General features: G+C 67.8%; 18 protein-coding genes. 8 read left to right on the forward strand and 10 right to left on the reverse strand.

The window, feature by feature from the left end; genetic code table 11:
• Positions 1–94: 94 nt before the first annotated feature.
• Both EOW65_RS08300 and EOW65_RS08305 read right to left on the reverse strand, forming a co-directional pair.
• Complete coding sequence (locus EOW65_RS08300; RefSeq protein ID WP_128148494.1) at positions 95–1,987, reverse strand: propionyl-CoA synthetase; 1,893 nt, start codon at positions 1,985–1,987, stop codon at positions 95–97.
• A gap of 236 nt (positions 1,988–2,223) precedes the next feature.
• Positions 2,224–4,503 (reverse strand): NADP-dependent malic enzyme, encoded by a 2,280-nt coding sequence (locus tag EOW65_RS08305; RefSeq protein ID WP_128148495.1) that lies wholly within the window; start codon positions 4,501–4,503, stop codon positions 2,224–2,226.
• A gap of 180 nt (positions 4,504–4,683) precedes the next feature.
• On the opposite strand from EOW65_RS08305, the gene EOW65_RS08310 reads away from it, so the two are divergent.
• The 5 genes from EOW65_RS08310 to EOW65_RS08330 all read left to right on the forward strand — a co-directional run bounded on the left by EOW65_RS08310 (position 4,684) and on the right by EOW65_RS08330 (position 9,869).
• On the forward strand, positions 4,684–5,076 hold the full coding sequence (locus tag EOW65_RS08310) for a cytidine deaminase (protein WP_128148496.1): 393 nt from the start codon (positions 4,684–4,686) through the stop codon (positions 5,074–5,076).
• Complete coding sequence (locus EOW65_RS08315) at positions 5,076–6,395, forward strand: thymidine phosphorylase (protein WP_128148497.1); 1,320 nt, start codon at positions 5,076–5,078, stop codon at positions 6,393–6,395. Before EOW65_RS08310 ends, EOW65_RS08315 begins: the two co-directional genes overlap by 1 nt.
• Before the next feature lies 1 nt (position 6,396).
• Complete coding sequence (locus EOW65_RS08320) at positions 6,397–7,620, forward strand: phosphopentomutase (protein ID WP_128148498.1); 1,224 nt, start codon at positions 6,397–6,399, stop codon at positions 7,618–7,620.
• An 8-nt stretch (positions 7,621–7,628) separates the two neighbouring features.
• Entirely contained in the window at positions 7,629–8,261 is a 633-nt protein-coding gene (upp, locus tag EOW65_RS08325) for a uracil phosphoribosyltransferase (RefSeq protein ID WP_121531829.1), read from the forward strand.
• Positions 8,262–8,324: 63 nt separating this feature from the next.
• Positions 8,325–9,869 carry an SPOR domain-containing protein gene (locus EOW65_RS08330; RefSeq protein ID WP_164880036.1) on the forward strand — a complete coding sequence of 515 codons (1,545 nt, stop codon included), beginning with the start codon at positions 8,325–8,327 and terminating at the stop codon, positions 9,867–9,869.
• 50 nt (positions 9,870–9,919) lie between these two features.
• Here the strand turns inward: EOW65_RS08330 and EOW65_RS08335 are convergent, their stop codons facing one another.
• Positions 9,920–10,936: a hypothetical protein gene (locus EOW65_RS08335; RefSeq protein ID WP_128148500.1), complete on the reverse strand. Its 1,017-nt coding sequence runs from the start codon at positions 10,934–10,936 to the stop codon at positions 9,920–9,922.
• A 121-nt stretch (positions 10,937–11,057) separates the two neighbouring features.
• Positions 11,058–12,683 carry an AMP-binding protein gene (locus EOW65_RS08340; RefSeq protein WP_128148501.1) on the reverse strand — a complete coding sequence of 542 codons (1,626 nt, stop codon included), beginning with the start codon at positions 12,681–12,683 and terminating at the stop codon, positions 11,058–11,060.
• 201 nt (positions 12,684–12,884) lie between these two features.
• Here EOW65_RS08340 and EOW65_RS08345 point away from each other — a divergent pair, with 201 nt between their 5' ends.
• Positions 12,885–13,532, forward strand: coding sequence for a sulfotransferase family 2 domain-containing protein (locus tag EOW65_RS08345; RefSeq protein WP_128148502.1), 648 nt, complete (start codon positions 12,885–12,887; stop codon positions 13,530–13,532).
• 60 nt (positions 13,533–13,592) lie between these two features.
• On the opposite strand, the gene EOW65_RS08350 is transcribed toward EOW65_RS08345, so the two are convergent.
• The 6 genes from EOW65_RS08350 to EOW65_RS08375 all read right to left on the reverse strand — a co-directional run bounded on the left by EOW65_RS08350 (position 13,593) and on the right by EOW65_RS08375 (position 19,131).
• A complete protein-coding gene (locus EOW65_RS08350) occupies positions 13,593–15,782 on the reverse strand; it encodes a 3-hydroxyacyl-CoA dehydrogenase NAD-binding domain-containing protein (protein ID WP_128148503.1) in 2,190 nt (729 codons plus the stop codon).
• Positions 15,775–16,275: a cupin domain-containing protein gene (locus EOW65_RS08355; RefSeq protein WP_128148504.1), complete on the reverse strand. Its 501-nt coding sequence runs from the start codon at positions 16,273–16,275 to the stop codon at positions 15,775–15,777. Before EOW65_RS08355 ends, EOW65_RS08350 begins: the two co-directional genes overlap by 8 nt.
• Positions 16,275–17,486, reverse strand: coding sequence for an acetyl-CoA C-acetyltransferase (locus tag EOW65_RS08360; RefSeq protein ID WP_128148505.1), 1,212 nt, complete (start codon positions 17,484–17,486; stop codon positions 16,275–16,277). The genes EOW65_RS08355 and EOW65_RS08360 overlap by 1 nt, the downstream gene beginning before the upstream one ends.
• Before the next feature lie 9 nt (positions 17,487–17,495).
• Positions 17,496–18,122: a glutathione S-transferase family protein gene (locus EOW65_RS08365; RefSeq protein WP_128148506.1), complete on the reverse strand. Its 627-nt coding sequence runs from the start codon at positions 18,120–18,122 to the stop codon at positions 17,496–17,498.
• A 350-nt stretch (positions 18,123–18,472) separates the two neighbouring features.
• Positions 18,473–18,685 carry a hypothetical protein gene (locus EOW65_RS08370; protein WP_113899791.1) on the reverse strand — a complete coding sequence of 71 codons (213 nt, stop codon included), beginning with the start codon at positions 18,683–18,685 and terminating at the stop codon, positions 18,473–18,475.
• The gene (locus EOW65_RS08375) at positions 18,685–19,131 is read right to left on the reverse strand and encodes a GFA family protein (protein ID WP_128148507.1); all 447 of its coding nucleotides are present in this window, start codon (positions 19,129–19,131) and stop codon (positions 18,685–18,687) included. The genes EOW65_RS08370 and EOW65_RS08375 overlap by 1 nt, the downstream gene beginning before the upstream one ends.
• A 126-nt stretch (positions 19,132–19,257) precedes the next feature.
• Here EOW65_RS08375 and EOW65_RS08380 point away from each other — a divergent pair, with 126 nt between their 5' ends.
• Complete coding sequence (locus tag EOW65_RS08380) at positions 19,258–19,626, forward strand: hypothetical protein (RefSeq protein ID WP_128148508.1); 369 nt, start codon at positions 19,258–19,260, stop codon at positions 19,624–19,626.
• Positions 19,604–20,011 (forward strand): hypothetical protein, encoded by a 408-nt coding sequence (locus EOW65_RS08385; RefSeq protein WP_128148509.1) that lies wholly within the window; start codon positions 19,604–19,606, stop codon positions 20,009–20,011. The genes EOW65_RS08380 and EOW65_RS08385 overlap by 23 nt, the downstream gene beginning before the upstream one ends.
• Positions 20,012–20,092 lie beyond the last annotated feature (81 nt).

Genomic DNA, 20,092 nt, shown 5'->3' on the forward strand with positions numbered 1-20,092 from the left:
ATGTTTACGGGGAAAATGGCGCTTTCCGTCACACGACGCGGCGGAAAGCGGCGGAGCAAAGCGGCGGAGCCCTGAGCGGGCCCCGCCAGTCCGGTCATGCCGCCGGGTAGCCGATCGACTTCAGCGCCGCGGTGATCTCGTCGAGGATCGCCGGGTCGTCGATCGTCGCGGGCATCTTGTAATCCTGTCCGTCGGCGATCTTCACCATCGTGCCGCGCAGGATCTTGCCCGAGCGGGTCTTCGGCAGCCGGTCGACGACGACCGCAGTCTTGAAGGCTGCGACCGGGCCGATCTGGTCGCGCACGAGGGCAACGCATTCGCGCACGATTGCCTTCTCGTCGCGGGTGCAGCCCTTGTTCAGGCACAAGAAACCGATCGGGGTCTGGCCCTTCAGCTCGTCGGCGGCACCGATCACCGCACATTCGGCGACGTCGGGATGCGAGGCAAGCACCTCTTCCATTGCTCCGGTCGACAGCCGGTGGCCCGCGACGTTGATCACGTCATCGGTGCGCGCCATGATGTAGAGATAGCCGTCCTCGTCCTTGTAGCCCGCGTCGCCGGTCTCGTAATAGCCCGGGAAGTGGCTCAGATAGCTCTTCTTGAAGCGGTCCTCGGCATTCCACAGCGTCGGCAGCGTGCCCGGAGGCAGCGGCAGCTTGATCGCGATCGCGCCGAGCTCGCCGTCCTTCAGCGGGTGGCCGCCCTCGTCGAGGATCTGCACGTCATAGCCGGGCATCGCCACCGAGGGCGAGCCGAGCTTCGTGGGCAGCAATTCGATGCCAAGCGGGTTCGCCGCGATCGCCCAGCCGGTTTCCGTCTGCCACCAATGGTCGATCACCGGCACGCCGAGGTGCTCCTGCGCCCATTTCACCGTGTCCGGGTCGGCGCGCTCGCCGGCCAGGAACAGCGCCTGCATCTCGTGCAGCTTGTAGCGCTTGATCCAGTCGCCGTTCGGGTCCTCGCGCCGGATCGCACGCAGAGCGGTCGGCGCGGTGAAGAAGCTCTTGATCCGGTTGTTCTGGATCACCCGCCAGAACACGCCCGGGTGCGGCGTGCCGACGGGCTTGCCCTCGAACACCACGGTGGTCGCGCCGGCGATCAGCGGGCCATAGCAGATGTAGCTGTGGCCGACGACCCACCCCACGTCCGAGGCGGCCCAGAACCGGTCGCCCGCCTCGATGTTGTAGATGTTCTTCATCGTCCAGTTCAGCGCGACGAGATGGCCGCCGGTGGCCCGGATCACCCCCTTCGGCGCGCCGGTCGTGCCCGAGGTGTAGAGGATGTAGGCCGGGTGGTTGCCCTCGACCGCCACGCATTCGGCCGGGCGCACGCCATACTGGAAGCCGTGCCAGGAGAAGTCGCGGCCCTCGACCAGCTTCGCCACTTCCTGCTCGCGCTGGAAGATCACGCAGAACTCGGGCTTGTGGGTGGCGATGTCGATCGCCTCGTCGAGAAGCGGCTTGTAATGCACGACGCGGTTCGGCTCGAGGCCGCAGGAGGAGGCGATGATCGCCTTCGGCGTGCAGTCGTCGATCCGCACCGCAAGTTCATGCGCCGCGAACCCGCCGAAGACGACTGAGTGAATCGCGCCGATGCGGGCGCAGGCGAGCATCGCCTCGAGCGCCTCGGGGATCATCGGCATGTAGATGATGATGCGGTCACCCTTTTCGACGCCGCGCATGCGCAGCGCGCCGGCGAGTGAGGCCACGCGCTTTTGCAGTTCCTTGTAGGTGATGCCCTTGGTCGAATGGGTGATCGGGCTTTCGTGCATGATCGCGATCTGGTCGCCGCGACCGGCCAGCACATGGCGGTCGACCGCGTTCCAGCAGGTGTTGACCATGCCATCCGAGAACCATTCGTAGATCGGGGCCTTCTCGTCGAAGAGCGCCTTCGTGGGTTTCTCGACCCAGTCGATCTGCTCCGCCGCCTGCATCCAGAACCCTTCCGGGTCGGCCTGCCAGGCTGCGTAGACGTCCTTGTATGCCATTGTATGCCTCCTCCAAGCTGGTTTTCTTGTTACGGAGGCTAAGAGATTCCTGCAAGATTGTTACCGGGGAATGCGGCATTCCGACCGGAAAATTTTGCAGTTCCTCGGGCAATGCTTGCGCAAACTTTTGCAAAGCAGTGGTTTTTGTTGGCGCCGCGTGAGCGGTATAACGCAATTTGCAAAGTTTCTTCGCTTTGCATCCGGTGCGGGGCGCTTGTGCCCCGCACCGGCCGGGGTCAGCCGTAATGCGCGACCGGCGTGCCGGCGAGCGCCGAGATGTTCAGCAGCCCGCGCGTGGTGATCGAGGGCGTCACGATATGCGCCTTGTTGCCCATCCCCATCAGGATCGGGCCGACCTCGAGCCCGCCGGCCTTTGCCTTGAGGATGTTGCGCACCCCCGAGGCGGCGTCGGTATTGCCGAAGATCAGCACGTTCGCCGCGCCCTCGAGCCGGCTTTCGGGCATCAGCCGGTGCCGGATCTCGGGCGAGAGGGCGGCGTCGATGTGCATCTCGCCCTCATAGGCGAAATCGGGCTCGCGCGCGTCGAGCAGCGCCATCGCCGCCCGCATCCGCCGCCCCGAGTCGATGTCGAGGTTGCCGAACTGGCTGTGCGAGCACAGCGCCACCTTCGGCGCCAGCCCGAAGCGGCGCACGTGCCGCGCCGCGCCGATCACCGCGGCGGTGATCTCCTCGGGGGTCGGTTCGTGGTGGACATGGGTGTCGGCGATGAACAGCGGCCCGTCCTCGAGGATCATCAGGCTGAGCGCGCCGACCGGGTGCAGTCCGTCGCGCGCCAGCACCTGACGGATATAGTTCAGGTGCCACAGATATTGCCCGAAGGTGCCGCAGATCATGCTGTCGGCGTCGCCGCGATGGACGGCGATCGCGGCGATCGCGGTGGTGTTGGTGCGCAGGATCGCGCGGGCGAGGTCGGGGGTCACGCCGCGCCGCGCCATCAGCCGGTAATAGGTCTCCCAATAGTCGCGATAGCGCGGGTCGTTGTTCGGGTCGACGACCTCGAAATCGGTGCCCGGGCGCAGCGGCAGGCCGATGCGGTCAAGCCGCGCCTCGATCACCTCGGGGCGGCCGATCAGGATCGGCCGGTCGGTGGTCTCCTCGATCATCGCCTGGGCGGCGCGCAGCACGCGCTCGTCCTCACCCTCGGCGAAGATGATCCGGCGCGAGGCGGTGGCTGCCGCCTCGAACACCGGGCGCATCAGCAGCGCCGACTTGAACACCGAGCCCTCGAGCGCGCGCTTGTAGGCGGCGAGGTCCTCGATCGGGCGGGTGGCGACGCCGGTCTCCATCGCGGCCTTCGCCACCGCCGAGGAGACGACGCCGATCAGCCGCAGGTCGAAGGGCTTCGGGATCAGGTAGTCGGGGCCGAAGGTCATCTTCTCGCCGCGATAGGCCGCCGCCGCCTCGGCCGAGGTGGTGACACGGGCAAGCGCCGCGATGCCCTCGATGCAGGCAAGCTGCATCTCGTCGTTGATCGTCGTCGCGCCGACGTCGAGCGCGCCGCGGAAGATGAAGGGGAAGCACAGGACGTTGTTGACCTGGTTCGGGAAGTCCGAGCGGCCGGTGGCGATGATCGCGCCGGGGGCGACCGAGCGCACCTCGTCGGGCAGGATCTCGGGGGTGGGGTTCGCCAGCGCGAAGATGATCGGGCGGGGCGTCATCTTCGCCACATGTTCGGGCTTCAGCACGCCGGGGCCGGAAAGGCCAAGGAACATGTCGGCGCCGGCGATCACGTCATCGAGCGTGCGCAGGTCGGATTTCTGCGCATAGGCCGCCTTTTGCGGGTTCATGTCCTCGGCGCGGCCCTCGTAGACGAGGCCGTGGATGTCGCACAGCCAGACGTTCTCGCGCTTGACGCCCAGCTTCAGCAGCATGTTCAGGCAGGCGATGCCGGCCGCACCGCCGCCGGTCGAGACGATCTTGATCTCGTCGAAGCGCTTGCCCGAGATCCGCAGCGCGTTGGTCGCCGCCGCCCCCACCACGATCGCGGTGCCGTGCTGGTCGTCGTGGAAGACCGGAATGTTCATCCGCTCGCGGCAGATCTTCTCGACGATGAAGCAGTCGGGGGCCTTGATGTCCTCAAGGTTGATCGCGCCGAAGGCGGGTTCCATCGCGCAGACGATCTCGGCCAGCTTTTCCGGGTCGGGCTGGTTCAGCTCGATGTCGAAGGCGTCGATATTGGCGAATTTCTTGAAGAGGACCGCCTTGCCCTCCATCACCGGCTTCGCGGCAAGTGGGCCGATGTTGCCAAGGCCCAGCACCGCGGTGCCGTTCGTCACGACGGCGACGAGGTTGCCGCGCGCGGTGTAGCGCGCCGCGGTCGTCGGGTCCGCCTTGATCTCGAGGCTGGCATCGGCGACGCCCGGGGAATAGGCACGGCTCAGGTCGCGGCCATTGGCGAGCGGCTTCGTCGCGCGGATCTCGAGCTTCCCGGGCTTCGGAAATTCGTGGTAGTCGAGCGCGGGATGACGCGCGGGTTCGTGCCGTGACTCGTCCATGAGGGCCTCCCTGAAACTGGTTTAGCTTTAAACTATTCGGCCTGTCGCTGCAAATAGGCCCGTCGGCGCAAGGCCGCAAGGGGGCATCCCGCGCACTGCATGGCGGCTTGCATCGCTTCGGGAGGCGGCGCAAGCTTCGGGCCAGTTGAACCGTTTGGACAAATCACCCCGGAGGCCCCGATGTCCCTTGTCGAGCTGGCGCGCGAGGTGCGCGAGAATGCCTACGCGCCCTATTCGCATTTCAAGGTGGGCGCGGCGGTGCGGGGCAAGTCGGGGGCGGTCTATCGCGGGGTGAATGTCGAGAATGTCGCCTATCCCGAGGGCACCTGCGCCGAGGCCGGTGCGATCGCGGCGATGGTCGCGGCGGGCGAGACCGAGCTTGTCGAAGTGGCGGTGATCGCCGACAGCCCGACCCCGGTGCCGCCCTGCGGTGGCTGTCGGCAGAAGCTGGCCGAGTTCGGCCGCGCCGAGACGCCGGTGACGCTCGCCACCACCTCGGGGGCGCGGCTCGACACCACGATCGGCGAGTTGCTGCCGGGCCGTTTCGACGCAAGCCACATGGATAACGCCTGATGGACGCACGCTCGATCATCGCCGTCGTGCGCGACGGGCAGGGGCTGACGACGGAGGCCGCGGCCTGGTTCGCCGCGGGACTGGCTTCCGGCGAGGTGTCGGACGCGCAGGCGGGCGCCTTCGCGATGGCGGTGTTCCTGAAGGGCATCGGCACCGAGGGGCGCGTCGGGCTGACGCGGGCGATGCGCGACTCGGGGCAGGTGCTCGACTGGGATCTGGCCGGGCCGGTGATCGACAAGCATTCGACCGGCGGCATCGGGGATTCCGTTTCGCTGTTGCTCGCGCCGGCGCTGGCCGCCTGCGGTGTCTATGTGCCGATGATCTCTGGGCGGGGGCTCGGTCACACCGGCGGCACGCTCGACAAGATGGAGGCGATCCCGGGCTATCGCGCGCTGCCCGGCGTCGAGGCGCTGAAGAAGGTGGTGGCCGAGGTCGGCTGTGCCATCGTCGGCGCCACCGACGAGATCGCGCCGGCCGACAAGCGGCTTTACGGCATTCGCGACATCTCGGGCACGGTCGAGAGCATCGACCTGATCACCGCCTCGATCCTGTCGAAGAAGCTCGCTGCGGGGCTCGACGGGCTGGTCCTCGACGTCAAGGTCGGCTCGGGTGCCTTCATGGCGCGGATGGAGGATGCCGAGGCGCTGGCGCGCAGCCTTGTCGCCACCGCGAATGGTGCGGGCTGTCGCTGTTCGGCGCTGATCTCCGACATGAGTCAGAGCCTTGGCCATTCGGCGGGCAATGCGCTCGAGGTGCTCGAGGTGATGGAGACCTTGACCGGATCGGCGGTGAACGAGGCGCTGTGGGATGTGACCGCGGCACTGGGCGGCGAGGCGCTGGTGCTTGCCGGCAAGGCCGAGACGATGGACGACGGCGCGGCGATGATCGACCATGCGCTCGAGACCGGGCGCGCGGCCGAGGTTTTCGGCAAGATGGTCGCGGCACTGGGCGGGCCGCTCGATTTCGTCGAGCGCTATCCCGACCGTCTGCCCTCGGCCCCGGTTCTGGTGCCGGTGCCGGCGCCGCGCGCGGGCTTCGTGACCCGGGTCGATGCGCGCGCGCTTGGCGAGGCGGTGGTGCGGCTGGGCGGCGGGCGGCTCGTCGGCACCGACCGGATCATCCCCTCGGTCGGGCTCTCGGGCCTTGCGGTGATCGGCGAGGAGATGGACCCGGGCGAGCCTTTGGCCCTTGTCCACGCGACGACGGCCGACAGGGCCGAGGCGGCGGTGGCGGCGGTGCGCGCGGCCTATGGGCTGAGTGCCGAGATGCCCGAGGAGCCGCCGCTGATCCATGGCCGCATCGGCCCGGAGGATGTGTGAGATGACCCGTGCGTTCCTGATCGTGATGGACAGCGTCGGCATCGGCGGCGCGCCGGATGCCGCGAGTTTCTTCAACGACGGCGAACCCGACACCGGGGCCAATACCGTGGGCCATATCGCCACGGAATGTGCTGCGGGGCGGGCCGAGGCGGGGCGCTCAGGCCCGCTGAAGGTGCCGCATCTCGATGCGCTCGGGCTCGGCGCTGCGGTCACGCTCGCCTCGGGGCTGTGCCCGCCCGGGCTCGGCGCGCCGCCCCGCGGGCTTTGGGGCGCGGCAAGCGAGGTCTCGAAGGGCAAGGACACGCCCTCGGGGCATTGGGAGCTGGCGGGCGTGCCGGTGCCGTGGGACTGGCACTATTTCCCCGAGGTCGAGAACAGCTTCCCGCCCGATCTGGTCGATTTCGTCGCCGCGCAGGCCGGCACCGCGGGGATCCTGGGCAATTGCCATGCCCCCGGCACCGCGATCATCGAGCGGCTCGGCGAGGAGCACATGCGCAGCGGCTGGCCGATCTGCTACACCTCGGCCGACAGCGTGTTCCAGATCGCCGCGCATGAAGAGACCTTCGGCCTTGCCCGCCTGCTGCAGCTGTGCCGCGATATCGCGCCGCGGCTGCATGCGATGAAGGTCGGGCGGGTGATCGCGCGCCCCTTCGTCGGCCGTCCGGGCAATTTCGTGCGCACCCCGAACCGGCGCGATTTCGCCATCGAACCGCCGGCGCCGACGCTGCTCGACTGGGCCTATGATGCCGGCCGCACCACCCATGCGATCGGCAAGATCGGCGACATCTTCAGCCATCGCGGCATCAGCGCGCTGCACAAGGGCAAGAACGACGCCGACCTGATGGGCCATCTGCTGCGGCTGGCCGACGAGGCCGGGGAGGGCAGCCTGACCTTCGCCAACTTCGTCGAGTTCGACAGCCTCTATGGCCATCGCCGCGATGTTTCGGGCTATGCCCGGGCGCTTGAATGGTTCGATGCGCAGGCCGGCCGCTTCCTCGCGCGGCTGCGGCCGGGCGATCTGGCGATCTTCACCGCCGACCACGGCAACGACCCGAGCTGGCACGGCACCGACCACACCCGCGAGCGGGTGCCGGTGCTGGGACACGGTGTCGGCTTGCGGTCGGTGGGGCAGGTGGCCTATTCGGACGTCGGAGCCTCGGTCGCGGCGCATCTCGGTTTGCGCGCCTCGGGACCCGGGCACAGCTTTTTGCAAGAACAAGACTGAGGGATGCCATGGACGAATTCGTGACGGTGGTCGACCACCCGCTGGTGCAGCACAAGCTCACGCTGATGCGCGAGAAGGACACGTCGACCGCGGGTTTTCGCCAGCTCTTGCGCGAGATCAGCCTGCTTCTGGCCTATGAGGTCACCCGCGGGCTCGAGCTGACGACGAAGACGATCGACACGCCGCTGTGCAAGATGGAAGCGCCGATCCTCGAGGGCAAGAAGCTCGCGCTGATCTCGATCCTGCGGGCGGGCAATGGCCTGCTCGACGGTATCCTCGAGCTGATCCCTGCGGCGCGCGTGGGCTTTGTCGGCCTCTACCGCGACCCCGAGACGCTGCAGCCGGTGCAGTATTACTGCAAGGTGCCGAACATGCTCGAGGACCGGATGGTGATCGTGGTCGATCCGATGCTGGCCACCGGCAACAGCTCGGTCGCGGCGGTCGATCTGATCAAGGCGCAGGGCGCGAAGAACATCCGGTTCCTGTGCCTGCTCGCAGCCCCCGAGGGCATCGCGCGGATGCGCGAGGCGCATCCCGACGTGCCGATCGTGACCGCCTCGATCGACGAATGCCTGAACGATCACGGCTATATCGTGCCGGGCCTAGGGGATGCGGGCGACCGCATGTTCGGCACAAAATAAGGCCTTTTTCCTTTACTCGCGGGCAATCCTGCGTCATTTTCCCTGAGAGGTGATTTGGGGGTAATGATGCGGTTTGGCGGGGTTCTGACGACGACGCTGCTGATGGCGGTGCTTGGGGCCCCGGCCGCATGGGCGGGGCTCGAGACCAACGGGCCGGCCGAATTTCCGCCGGCCTCCTATCAGGGGCGCCAATATGTCGACAGCGCCGGCTGCGTCTTCGTCCGTGCAGGCTATGGCGGCAGTGTGAACTGGGTGCCGCGGATCGGCCGCGATCGCAAGCAGCTGTGCGGCTACAAGCCGTCGCTGCCGGCGGGGGCGCCGGTTCTCGACGTGGCGAAGAGCGCGCCGGCTCCCGCACCTACACCTGCCGTGCCGGCACCCGCTCCGGCCAGGGTTGCCGCCGCTCCGGCGCCGGTTCCGGCCGCTCCGGCCCGGCCGATGCGTGCGGCCTCGCCGTTCGAGCCGACGCCCGGCGTGGGCAAGCCGATGCCCACCATTGCGCTCACCAACACCCCGCCGCGGATCGGCCGTCCGGCAACGCCCGCCCTGGCTCCCGTCGCGATGCCTGCGCCCCCCGTGGCCGTGCCGACCCCCGGTCCGGTCAAGATGGCCGCGGCCCCCGCGCCCGGCCGCTATGTCTCGCCCTATGCCCTGGGCGGCGACTGGAGCGGCACGGCCCCATCGTCGCCTGCCGTGACACCCGCCCCCTATGGCGCGCCGGTGACCATCCTTGCCGCCGAGACGGTGCAGGGCGCCGCCACGACCTGCCCGAACCTGTCGCCGGTGGCGCAGCGCTATACGCTGTCGGACGGGCGCAGCGTGGTGCGCTGCGGCCCGCAGACCGAGGACCCGGTGGGCTTCATCAACCGCGCTGCGGTACCGGGGCTGGTCGTCGCCTCGACCACGCCGGTTGCCGGGACGAGCCGTGCCATGGCCGCGCCGCGGGTCTCGCGCGCGCCGGTGACCCAGCCGATCGCGCCGCTGCCGATGACCGCGCAACAGGGTTATGCCGCCTCGAGCCCCTATCAGGGCACGCTGGCGCCCGCGCCCGACGCGGTCTATCTGCGCCATCCGGCCGGGCCGACGACCCTTGCGCCGGTGATCGTGGCGACGAAGGTCGGCCCCTCGGGCTACAAGCCTGCCTTCGACGACGGCCGGCTGAACCCCTATCGCGGCCCGCGCGCGAGCACCGGCGACGTGCAGCAGGCACAGGTCTGGACCAACCAGGTGCCGGCGCGGCCGCTGACCGCCACCACCCCCGCCAGCGCGCGGGTGATCGTGTCGACGCCGATGGTGCAGTATCGCGAGGCGGCGCAGGTGCTGCCGGTCTCGGCCCGGCCCTCGACGAAATCGGTGGCGCCGGTGGCAGCGCCCGGGGCCGCCGCGGCCGTGCGCTACGTGCAGGTCGGCACCTTCGGGGTGGCCGGCAATGCCGAGGCCGCCAAGGCGCGGCTGCGCGCCCTTGGCCTGCCGGTCTCGAGCGCGCGGATCACGCGCGCGGGCAAGCCGATGACCATCGTCTACGCCGGGCCGATGCCGGGCGGTGATGCCGGTGCGGCGCTTGGCAGCGTGCGCGCCGCGGGCTTCGGCGACGCGATCCTGCGCTGACGATCGCCCTTCCGCGGATGCTCAAGGCGGCCATCGGGCCGCCTTTTTCGTCAGTCGCAGATCCCCTGCAGTGCCACCCATTGCTCGTCGGCCAGCACCGGCTCGGGCGCGGGGCGGCCCTTGAACGGGTCCGCCTCGATCAGTCCGAGCACGCTTTCCCCCGAGGGGTCGCGGGCATAGGCCCAGGGGGTCGAGGACACGCCCGCCGCGCCGAAGGCCGCGAGCAGCGCCGCCTCGGGCGGCAGCGGCGGCTGGGTCTTGAGCAGGTGCGCGCCATAGCCCGAAACGGCATTTGCCGGCAGATCGCCGGTGATCAGCAGGCTGAAGGCGGCGCGCACACCCGCCCAGCGGAGGAAGTCGAGTAGCGGGTCCTGTCCCGTGGCGGCGAGGTTCGCCTCGAGTACCGCGCCGGCTGCAACCTCGGGCGTATCGGGGCCGGCGATGGTGTCGCGGCCAAGCGCGACGATCTTGCCCGGCAGACGACGCCCGCCGGTCAGCCCGCGCGGCAGCACCGCGACCTGCGCGGTGTCGGGCAGGCGCTCGGCCAGGGCCGCAAGCGCCGCATCGCCCGCCTTCGAATGACAGGCCGCAGCCCCCGTCGCGCGTTCGAGGTCGACCAGCACGGCGCGGCCGATCTCGGTGCGCTTCGCCATCGGCGCGACGCGCGCGGCCTGCGCGGTCAGCGCACCGGGCAGCCAGACGAGGGCGGCCAGCACCACGACGCCAATCGTGCCCGCCGTCAGCATCCCGCGCAGCCGGCCCGGATGCGGGCGCCGCGCCTCGATCGCGCGCTGGACCTTCTCGATCGCGTCGATCAGGGTCGCGTCCTCGATCTCGAGCTCCTCGCCTGGTTCCTCGGAGGGGGCATAAAGCGCGGGCCGCTTGCCGGGGTTGAGCCGCACCAGCGCGGCAAGCGACCAGTGCGCCAGTGCCCGCGCCGAGCGGTCATCGGCGATCACCAGTGTCGCGTCACCGAAGGAGACGATCACCGCGCGCCGCTGTGCCTCGGCCCCCTCGCGCCAGATGCCGGGGGCTTCGAGCCTCAGAAATTGCTTGAGTGCGGTCATCCGGTCCGGGTCTGCCTTGTTTCGGGCAGGATAGCGAATCGGGGTCCGGGGTCAATCGCAGGGCCGAAAGAAGAGCGGGGGACCGAAGCCCCCCGTCCTGCGCATCGCGGAGGCGATCCCGTCAGTCGAGCAGCTTCGCGACGGCGCGCAGCTCGAATTTCTGGATCTTGCCGGTCGAGGTCTTGGGCAGGTCGGCGAAGACCACGCGCTTCGGCGTCTTGAAGCCGGCCAGACGCTCGCGGCAGAAGGCCATGATCTCCTTGTCGGTGACCGAGGCGCCTTCCTTCAGCTCGACGAAGGCGCAGGGCACCTCGCCCCATTTCTCGTCGGGCTTGGCCACGACCGAGGCGAGCGACACGGCGGGATGCGCCGCGATCACGCCCTCGACCTCGACCGAGGAGACGTTCTCGCCGCCCGAGATGATGATGTCCTTCGCGCGGTCGGTGATCTTGATATAGCCATCGGGGTGCATGAAGGCGATGTCGCCCGAGCGGAACCAGCCGCCCTCGAAGGCCTCCTGCGTCGCCTGCGGGTTCTTGAAATAGCCCTTCATCACCGAGTTGCCGCGCATCACGATCTCGCCCAGATGGACGCCGTCGCGGGCGACCTCGTGGCCGTGGTCATGCACGGTGATGGTTTCCATCATCGGCATCAGCACGCCGGTGCGGGCTTTGATCTCGGCGCGTTCCTCGCCCTCGATGCCCTTCCACTCGGGCTTCCAGGTGCAGACGGTGGCGGGGCCGTAGACCTCGGTCAGGCCATAGACCTGCGTCACGTTGAAGCCCAAGGGCTCGATCGCGGCGAGGGTCGCGGCGGGCGGCGGGGCGCCCGCGGTGAACACCTCGACCACATGGTCGAAGGGGCGGCGATCGCTGTCCTTGCAGTTGATGAGCGTGTTCAGCACGATCGGCGCGCCGGCGAAATGGGTCACGCCCTCGTCGGCGATCGCGTCATAGATCGCCTTCGCGGTGACGTCGCGGCAGCACACCGTGGTGCCGCCCAGCATCGGCATCATCCACGGGTGGGTCCAGCTGTTGCAGTGGAACAGCGGCACGATGGTCAGCAGCACCGGATAAAGCTGCATCTGCCACGAGATCGCGTTGCCCATGGTGGCAAGATAGGCGCCGCGGTGATGATAGACCACGCCCTTCGGCTTGCCGGTGGTGCCCGAGGTGTAGTTGAGCGCGATGCTCTCCCACTCGTCCTGCGGCATGATCCAGTCGAACATCGGATCGCCCATGGCGATCAGGTCCTCGTATTCGAGGTAATGGCCGCCCGCGGCGAAGCCATGCTCGGGGTCGGCGACCTCGATGATCTGCGGCGGCGTGCCGTGCATCTGCTTCACCGCATCCTCGGCAAGCTTCAGGAACTGCGTGTCGCACAGCACCATCTTCGCGCCCGAATGCTCGAAGATATAGGTGACGGTGTCGACGTCGAGGCGGGTGTTGATCGCGTTCAGGATCGCGCCGCAGGCGGGCACGCCGAAATGTGCCTCGACCTGCGGGGCGGTGTTGGGCAGGATCGCCGCCACCACGTCACCCGGGACGATGCCGCGTTCCTTCAGCGCCGAGGCGAGCTGGCTCACCCGGGCGTGGAACTCGACGTAAGTGCGGCGGGTGGTGCCATAGACCAGCGCGGTGCGTTCCGGAAAGACCTCGAGCGCGCGGTTCAGATGCGACAGCGGCGTCAGCGGCACGAAGTTCGCCGCGCATTTGTCGAGCCCTGTTTCGTCTGCAAGCCAACCCATCGGTTCTCCTCCCCGGTCGTCAGATTGTGAAATATTCCGCAAAATTTCCGCGATCATTGGCAACTGTTGCGCGAAAGGGAAGGGGGCGCGGCGCACGTCACGCGAAAGTTTACGTTACGTCATTTCGTGATTGCGCTAGCAGCCGCAGCGGGGCTGCGGCCCCCCCTTCTGCGGGGCGCGCGAAGGCGTTAGGCTGGCGCGATGATCGTCTCGCCCGGCCGCCGTTACATCTTCGTCCACATCCCGAAGACCGGGGGTACGGCGCTTGCGCTGGCGCTCGAGGCACGGGCGATGGCGGGTGACATCCTGGTCGGCGACACCCCCAAGGCGCGGCGCCGGCGCGGGCGGCTTGCGGGCGTGCAGACGGCGGGGCGGCTATGGAAACACGCGACGCTGGCCGATGGCGTGGGGCTTTACACCGAGGCCGAGGTACGCGACTGGTTCACCTTCACGCTGGTACGCAACCCTTGGGACCGGATGGTCAGCTATTACGCCTGGCTGCAGGCACAGCGCTTCGCGCATCCGGCGGTCACGCTGGCGCAGAGGCTCGATTTTCCGGCCTTCCTTGCCCATCCCTTCACCCGCGCCTCGATCGGTGGCGCGCCCTATGGCAGCTATCTGCGGTTGGCGGACGGCCGCGACTGCGCCCGCGCCTTCCTGCGGCTCGAGCATCTCGACGAGGATGCCGCGCCGCTCGAGTCGCATCTGGGCTTTCGCCTCACGCCGCTCGAGCGGGCGAATGCCTCGGAGCGGGGGCGCGACTGGCGGCCCTATTATGGCGACCGCGAAGCCGAGATCGTGGCGCAGATCTGCGCCGAGGACATCGCGCGCTTCGGCTACAGCTTCTGAGAACGGAAAACGCCGGAGACCCGAAGGCCCCCGGCGTCGACTGTCGTGTTACGCCCTGGCTCAGGCAGCTTTCGCCGCGATGCCCGAGCCGTAGCGGCCATAGAAGCTCTCGCCGGTGGCGGCGAGATCGCGCAGCAGCGCCGGCGTCTCGAAGCGGGCGCCGAAGCGGGCGGTGAGATCGTCGCAGATCTCGGCCGCACGCGCCGCGCCGAGGATGTCGAGCCAGCTGAACGGGCCGCCCGACCACGGCGCGAAGCCCCAGCCGAGGATGGCGCCGACGTCACCCTCGCGGATGTCCTCGAGCACGCCCTGCTCGAAGGCACGCACTGCTTCCAGCACCTGCGCCATCAGCAGACGGTGCTGCACCTCGTGCAGGTCGGGCTGTTCGGCGGCCTCGGGATACTTGGGCGCCAGCCCCTCCCAGAACCCGCCGCGCTTGCCGGCCTCGTCATAGGTGTAGAAGCCCGCCTTGTTCTTGCGGCCAAGGCGGCCCTGATCGGCCATCCAGAAGATCACCTCGTCCACGGCCGCGTCCGGATAGGCGTCGCCCATGGCGGTCTTGGTCGCCTTGGCGATCTTGACCCCCAGATCGATCGAGGTCTCGTCGACGAGCTGCAGCGGGCCAAGCGGCATGCCGACAAGCTTCGCCGCGTTCTCGATCAGCGTGGGGCTCACGCCCTCGGCCAGCATCCGGATCCCCTCGTTGATATAGGGGATGATGCAGCGGTTGGCGTAGAAGAAGCGCGCGTCGTTGACGACGATCGGCGTCTTGCGGATCTGGCGCACGAAATCGAGCGCCTTTGCCACCGCGACCGGGCCGGTCTGCTCGCCCTTGATGATCTCGACCAGAAGCATCTTGTCGACCGGCGAGAAGAAGTGGATGCCGATGAACTGCTCGGGGCGCTTGCTGGCCTTCGCCAGCATCGAGATCGGCAGGGTCGAGGTGTTGGTGGCGAAGATCGCGTCCTCGGGGATCACCGCCTCGGCCTGCGCCGTGACGCCGGCCTTGACGGTCGGGTCCTCGAACACCGCCTCGACCACCAGGTCACAGCCCGCAAGGGCGGCGTAATCGGTGGTGGCGGTGATGCGGGCGAGCACCTCGGCCTTCTTCTCCTCGGTCACCTTCTTGCGCGAGATGCCCTTGTCGAGCAGCCCGGTCGAATAGGCCTTGCCGCGCTCGGCCGCCTCGATCGTGCTGTCGATCAGCACCACCTCGATGCCGGCGTTCGCCGAGACATAGGCGATGCCCGCGCCCATCATGCCGGCGCCGAGAATGCCCACCTTCTTCACCGTCTGGTCGGCGACCTTCGGCCGGTTCGCGCCCTTTTCCAGCGCTTCCTTGTTGATGAAGAGCGAGCGGATCATCGCCGTCGAGGACGGGTTCATCAGCACGTTGGTGAACCAGCGCGCCTCGATCTTCAGCGCCTGATCGAAGGGCACCAGCGCGCCTTCATAGACCGCGCTCAGCAGCGCCTTCGCCGCCGGATAGACGCCCATGGTCTTGCCATGCACCATCGCCGAGGCACCGACGAAGGTCATGAAACCCGCCGGGTGATAGGGCGCGCCGCCGGGCATCTTGTAGCCCTTCGCGTCCCACGGTTTCACCAGATCGGCGTCCTTGGCGTTCAGCACCCAGTCCTTCGCCGCGGCGACCGGATCCTCGGCCACCTCGTCGATGATGCCGGCCGCGCGGGCCTTCTTCGGATCGCTCAGCTTGCCTTCCAGCAGGAACGGCGCCGCGACCATCGCGCCCATCTTGCGCACGAGGCGGGTGGTGCCGCCCGCGCCCGGGAAGATGCCGACCATGATCTCGGGCAGGCCGATCTTCGCCTTCGGATTGTCGGCGGCGAAGATGCGGTGGGTCGACAGCGGCAGCTCGAGCCCGATGCCAAGCGCGGTGCCCGGCAGCGCCGCGGCGATCGGCTTGCCCCCCTTCAGCGTCTTCGGGTCCATGCCCGCGCGCTCGATCTTGCGCAGGACCTTGTGCATCTGCATCACGCCCTCGAAGATCGCCTGCGCGCCGCCCTCGCGCATCTGCGCGATGACGTTCAGGTCCATGCCGCCGGCAAAGTCCTTCTTGCCCGAGGTGATGACGACGCCCTTCACGGCTTCGTCGGCAAGCGCCGTGTCGATGAAGCTGTCGAGAAGCGCAAAGCCCTCGAGGCTCATCACGTTCATCGACTTGCCGGGCACGTCCCAGGTGATGACGGCGACGCCGTCGGCACCGAGCTCGTAGGTGAAATCAGCCATTTCTCTCTCCCTTCGGCGCGAGGTCGCGGGGACCCGCCCAATCGCTGCCGTCCTGATAGGTGAAGCGGGCCTTGTCGCCCGCGATGTGCAGTTTCATGTCGACGTCGGAATAGGTGGCGACCTCTTCGGTGGCCTTCGATCCGACGATCAGGAAGCGCGTGGGCGCATCGGAGCGGTTGACGAAGCGGTGGCCGTTTGCCACCCCCGCCTTCCATGCCGCGCAGTCGCCCGGGCGCATCACGGTCTCGCCCTCGTCCTCGACGAGGATCAGCTCGCCCTCGAGCACCATGCCGAACTCGTCCTCGTTCAGGTGCCAGTGCCGCAGCGAGGCCACGGCCCCCGGCTCGAGCGTGACGATGTTCACGCCGAACTGGGTCAGCCCGGCGAGATCGCCGAGCCGGATCGAGGAACGCCCCGCCATCTGCCCGGCGTAAGGCGCCGGGTAGAGCGAGCCGGTCTTCACCGGCGCCTTGGCAAGGTCGAGCTTCGGCATCAGACGCGCTCGATGATCGTGGCGGCGCCCATGCCCGAGGCGATGCACAGCGTGGCAAGGCCGGTCGACAGGTCGCGCCGTTCAAGCTCGTCGAGCACCGTGCCGATGATGATCGCGCCGGTGGCGCCGAGCGGGTGGCCGAAGGCCATCGCGCCGCCGTTGACATTGACCTTGTCGGGCGAGACGTCGAAGGCCTGCATGAAGCGCAGAACCACCGCCGCGAAGGCCTCGTTCACCTCGAAAAGGTCGATGTCCTTGATCGACATGCCGCTGTCACGCAGGATCTTCTCGGTCACCGGGACGGGGCCGGTCAGCATGATCGTCGGATCGGTACCGATCTTCGCCGTGGCGCGGATGCGGGCGCGCGGCTTCAGCCCGTGGGCGATGCCGAATTCCTTGTTGCCGATCAGCACGGCGGCCGCGCCATCGACGATGCCCGAGGAGTTGCCGGCGTGGTGGATGTGGTTGATGTGGTCGAGATGGGGATATTTCAGCATCGCCACCTTGTCGAACCCCGGCATCACCTCGCCCATGTCCTTGAACGAGGGTTTCAGCGCGCCAAGGCTTTCCATCGTGGTCTGCGGCCGCATGAACTCGTCATGATCGAGGATCACGAGGCCGTTCTGGTCCCGCACCGGCACGATGGATTTCGCGAACCGGTTCTCGGCCCAGGCCTCGGCGGCGCGGCGCTGGCTTTCGACGGCCAGCGCGTCGGCCTGCTCGCGGGTGAAGCCGTATTCGGTGGCGATGATGTCGGCCGAGATCCCCTGCGGCACGAAATAGGTCTTCATCGCGAGCGAGGGGTCGACGGCGATCGCGGCGCCGTCCGAGCCCATGGCGACGCGGCCCATCATCTCGACGCCGCCGGCGATATAGGCCTGGCCCGCGCCGCCCTTCACCTGGTTCGCGGCGAGGTTCACCGCCTCCATGCCGCTCGCGCAGAAGCGGTTGATCGCCAGGCCCGGGATCCGCTCGTCGAGATCCGACAGCAGCACCGCGGACCGCGCGAGGCAGCCGCCCTGCTCGCCGACCTGGGTGACATTGCCCCAGATCACGTCCTCGACGGCATGGCCCTCGAGCCCGTTGCGTTCCTTCACCGCGTTCAAGAGCCGCGCCGACAGCGCGACCGAGGTCACTTCGTGCAGGCTGCCGTCCGGGCGGCCCTTGCCGCGGGGCGTGCGGCAGGCGTCATAGATATAGGCTTCGGTCATCTTTCCTCCTCAGGCCCGGTCCGACGGGTTGCCGGGCATCATCTCGTAAGGGTGCTTCCAGCCGGGCAGGGCCGCGATGCGGTCGAGCCAGGCGGAAATCGCGGGAAAACGGTCGCGCTCGAACCCGAAGGGCTCGGGGTAGTAGAGGTAGCCGCAGCAGGCGGTATCGGCCAAGCTGGGGGCCGTGCCGGCCATCCAGTCACGTCCCTCGAGGTGCTGCTCGAGCGTCGCCAGCGCCGCCCGCACCCGGCCGGAAAGCCAGCGGATCGCCTCGGCGGGGCGCTTCTCCTCGGGCAGGAAGTTCATCAGGAAGCGCAGCGTGCCGAATTGTGCGCTGCCCTTGTGGTTGTCCCAGAAGAGCCAGCGCAGGATCTCGTCGCGGTCGCCCTCCATCAGCTTGCCGCGGCGTTCGGCGACATGAAGCTGGATCACCGCCGATTGCGTCAGGGTGAGGCCGTTCTCGACGAAGACCGGCACCTCGCCCATCTCGTTCAGTGCCAGGAACTCGGGGCGTCGCGCGCCGCCATGGAAGAAGTCGACCCAGACCGGGGTCCAGTCATAGCCCGCAAGGGCCATGGTCAGCGCAGCCTTGTAGGCGTTGCCCGATTCCCCGAAACAATACAGCGTGGCGGTCATCCGATCCCTCCCAAGATCATGGTCATATTGGCAATGAATTGACGTGCGCGTAAGTCCCCGGGCCCGGATGTGGCGCAACGTCACCAGGCCGGGACGCTGCGTCGGGGACGTCGCAGTGAGTATTTAGGCCAAGAAAAAGCGCCGGTAAGACTTTCTTCAACAGCACCTGCCACGCTGGCCCTGCGGTACAGGCTGGAGAGCCGATGACCGCCCAAGGAAAAGCCGCCCCGGTCGCGCGTGAAGCTCTCACCGTGGAATCGGACCGATTCCCGTGGCCGGGGCGCACAGGAGCTCCCTGTGCTTTTTCTTGGCCCAAATACTCACCTTCCGACCGGGCCGCCGGTGCGCGCTCAGGCCTTGCGATCCTCGAGCTCGGCCTTGAAGAGGCGCAGCCGGGCGGTCAGGTTCTCGTGATGGGTGACCGAGCCGAAATGCTCGAACAGGAACACCAGCGCCTCGTCGGGGGTCAACCCTGCTTCGGCGGCAAAGCGGTGCAGCACGCGATAGGCGTCATTCGTCAGCGAGACCGGAAAGCGGCGGGTCAGGCGCAGGCGCTTGGGCATCAGTCTTCCTCGGCTTGGTTCGAGACCACCACGGCGAGCCATTTCTCGCGCGTGGTATGTGCCGGCAGGGTGGGCAGCGCATCGAGCCATTCCAGGCGCGCCTCGATCCCGCCCTGATCCTGTGGGACGAAGGGGAAGTCGGGGTGCAGGCAGCCGGCCATGAATTCGTAGGTGTCGTCGGTGCGCATGTAGAGCGGCGTGCCGCAGGCCTGACAGAAACCGCGGCAGGAGATGTTCGAGCTTGCCCATTCCGCGGCCTGCCCCTGCCAGGTCACGCGGTCGTCCGGCACCTGATAGAGCGGCGCGAAGGCGTTGCCGGTCGCGCGCTGGCACATCCGGCAGTGGCAGATCCCGGTGGCGCCCGGGCCTGCGGAAATCGTGAAGCGCACGGCGCCGCACTGGCAGCCGCCGCGGGCCTCGGGGTAATCGCGTGGGGTCGGGTGCATCGGCGCCTCCTGTCGCGGGTCCGCCCGAGCCTAGAGCGCGCCGCGCCCCGAGGCCAGCCCCTTGCGGGGGCAGGGGGCAAGGTCCTATGTCTGCCCCAGGGGCCGCGCCGGCCCGGGAGACAGGCAATGCGTAACGCGGCACTGGTGCTGGGCATCATCGGCGGGCTGATCGCCCTGATCGTGGGCTTCTTCGGTTATGGCTATACCGAGGTGGTGCGCAGCCATGCCGAGGTGGGCGAGATGTTCGGCGAGGTGCAGAACCCCGAGCTGATCCGGCTGGCGAGCTTCCTCTCGCCGCTTCTGGCGATCGCCGGCGGGGCGATGGCGAAGATCCGCGCGCTCTGGGGCGGGGCGCTGATGCTTTTGGGCGGCGGGCTGATGTATTACGCCTTCGGCTTCGGCGTCTTCACCATGTTCCCGATCGGGTTCTGTCTGGTGGGCGGGCTGCTGGCACTCGCCGCGGGCAAGCCGGATGAGCCGAAGGCGCATTTTTGAGGGAGGAAGTGTGGCGGTTTGTGCTTTCTGCCAGAGTGATGCGGAGCTTTGCGCATCTCACTCCATTCCGGATGGTTTCTTTCGACTTATCTCACGTCAGAATAGTGGCAAACTTATACAGATTCCTGCTGGGGCTGGGAATATTCATTTTAGTAATGAGACCGGAAAGGCGAAGTTGCTCTGTAAGGTGTGCGAAGCTTATTTTAATAAAGAATTCGATTCTCCTCTCGTTAACGCCTTCAAGATGTGGGATCTCCAGATCATTGAAAGGGGCTTGACTGCCGGATATAATTTTTCAACAGAGCATATTGCACAAGCACTCGCCTCTATCTTCTGGAGTGAGCACCTCCCCGAAAATTGGACAGTGACGGAAGCTACGATCTGACGTCTGCTGGTCTCCAAGAACGAGGAGATCAGAACATGTCGAAACGCAGAAATCACGACGCGGGCTTCAAGGCTCGCGTGG

The organism is Paenirhodobacter ferrireducens, from assembly GCF_004022265.1.
GTDB lineage: Bacteria > Pseudomonadota > Alphaproteobacteria > Rhodobacterales > Rhodobacteraceae > Rhodobacter > Rhodobacter ferrireducens.

Bases quoted from the DNA above. Each gene is read 5' to 3' on its own strand.
- EOW65_RS08300 (WP_128148494.1), bottom strand. From the start codon at position 1,987: ATGGCATACAAGGACGTCTACGCAGCCTGGCAGGCCGACCCGGAAGGG.
- EOW65_RS08305 (WP_128148495.1), bottom strand. From the start codon at position 4,503: ATGGACGAGTCACGGCACGAACCCGCGCGTCATCCCGCGCTCGACTAC.
- EOW65_RS08310 (WP_128148496.1), top strand. From the start codon at position 4,684: ATGTCCCTTGTCGAGCTGGCGCGCGAGGTGCGCGAGAATGCCTACGCG.
- EOW65_RS08315 (WP_128148497.1), top strand. From the start codon at position 5,076: ATGGACGCACGCTCGATCATCGCCGTCGTGCGCGACGGGCAGGGGCTG.
- EOW65_RS08320 (WP_128148498.1), top strand. From the start codon at position 6,397: ATGACCCGTGCGTTCCTGATCGTGATGGACAGCGTCGGCATCGGCGGC.
- upp (WP_121531829.1), top strand. From the start codon at position 7,629: ATGGACGAATTCGTGACGGTGGTCGACCACCCGCTGGTGCAGCACAAG.
- EOW65_RS08330 (WP_164880036.1), top strand. From the start codon at position 8,325: ATGATGCGGTTTGGCGGGGTTCTGACGACGACGCTGCTGATGGCGGTG.
- EOW65_RS08335 (WP_128148500.1), bottom strand. From the start codon at position 10,936: ATGACCGCACTCAAGCAATTTCTGAGGCTCGAAGCCCCCGGCATCTGG.
- EOW65_RS08340 (WP_128148501.1), bottom strand. From the start codon at position 12,683: ATGGGTTGGCTTGCAGACGAAACAGGGCTCGACAAATGCGCGGCGAAC.
- EOW65_RS08345 (WP_128148502.1), top strand. From the start codon at position 12,885: ATGATCGTCTCGCCCGGCCGCCGTTACATCTTCGTCCACATCCCGAAG.
- EOW65_RS08350 (WP_128148503.1), bottom strand. From the start codon at position 15,782: ATGGCTGATTTCACCTACGAGCTCGGTGCCGACGGCGTCGCCGTCATC.
- EOW65_RS08355 (WP_128148504.1), bottom strand. From the start codon at position 16,275: ATGCCGAAGCTCGACCTTGCCAAGGCGCCGGTGAAGACCGGCTCGCTC.
- EOW65_RS08360 (WP_128148505.1), bottom strand. From the start codon at position 17,486: ATGACCGAAGCCTATATCTATGACGCCTGCCGCACGCCCCGCGGCAAG.
- EOW65_RS08365 (WP_128148506.1), bottom strand. From the start codon at position 18,122: ATGACCGCCACGCTGTATTGTTTCGGGGAATCGGGCAACGCCTACAAG.
- EOW65_RS08370 (WP_113899791.1), bottom strand. From the start codon at position 18,685: ATGCCCAAGCGCCTGCGCCTGACCCGCCGCTTTCCGGTCTCGCTGACG.
- EOW65_RS08375 (WP_128148507.1), bottom strand. From the start codon at position 19,131: ATGCACCCGACCCCACGCGATTACCCCGAGGCCCGCGGCGGCTGCCAG.
- EOW65_RS08380 (WP_128148508.1), top strand. From the start codon at position 19,258: ATGCGTAACGCGGCACTGGTGCTGGGCATCATCGGCGGGCTGATCGCC.
- EOW65_RS08385 (WP_128148509.1), top strand. From the start codon at position 19,604: ATGAGCCGAAGGCGCATTTTTGAGGGAGGAAGTGTGGCGGTTTGTGCT.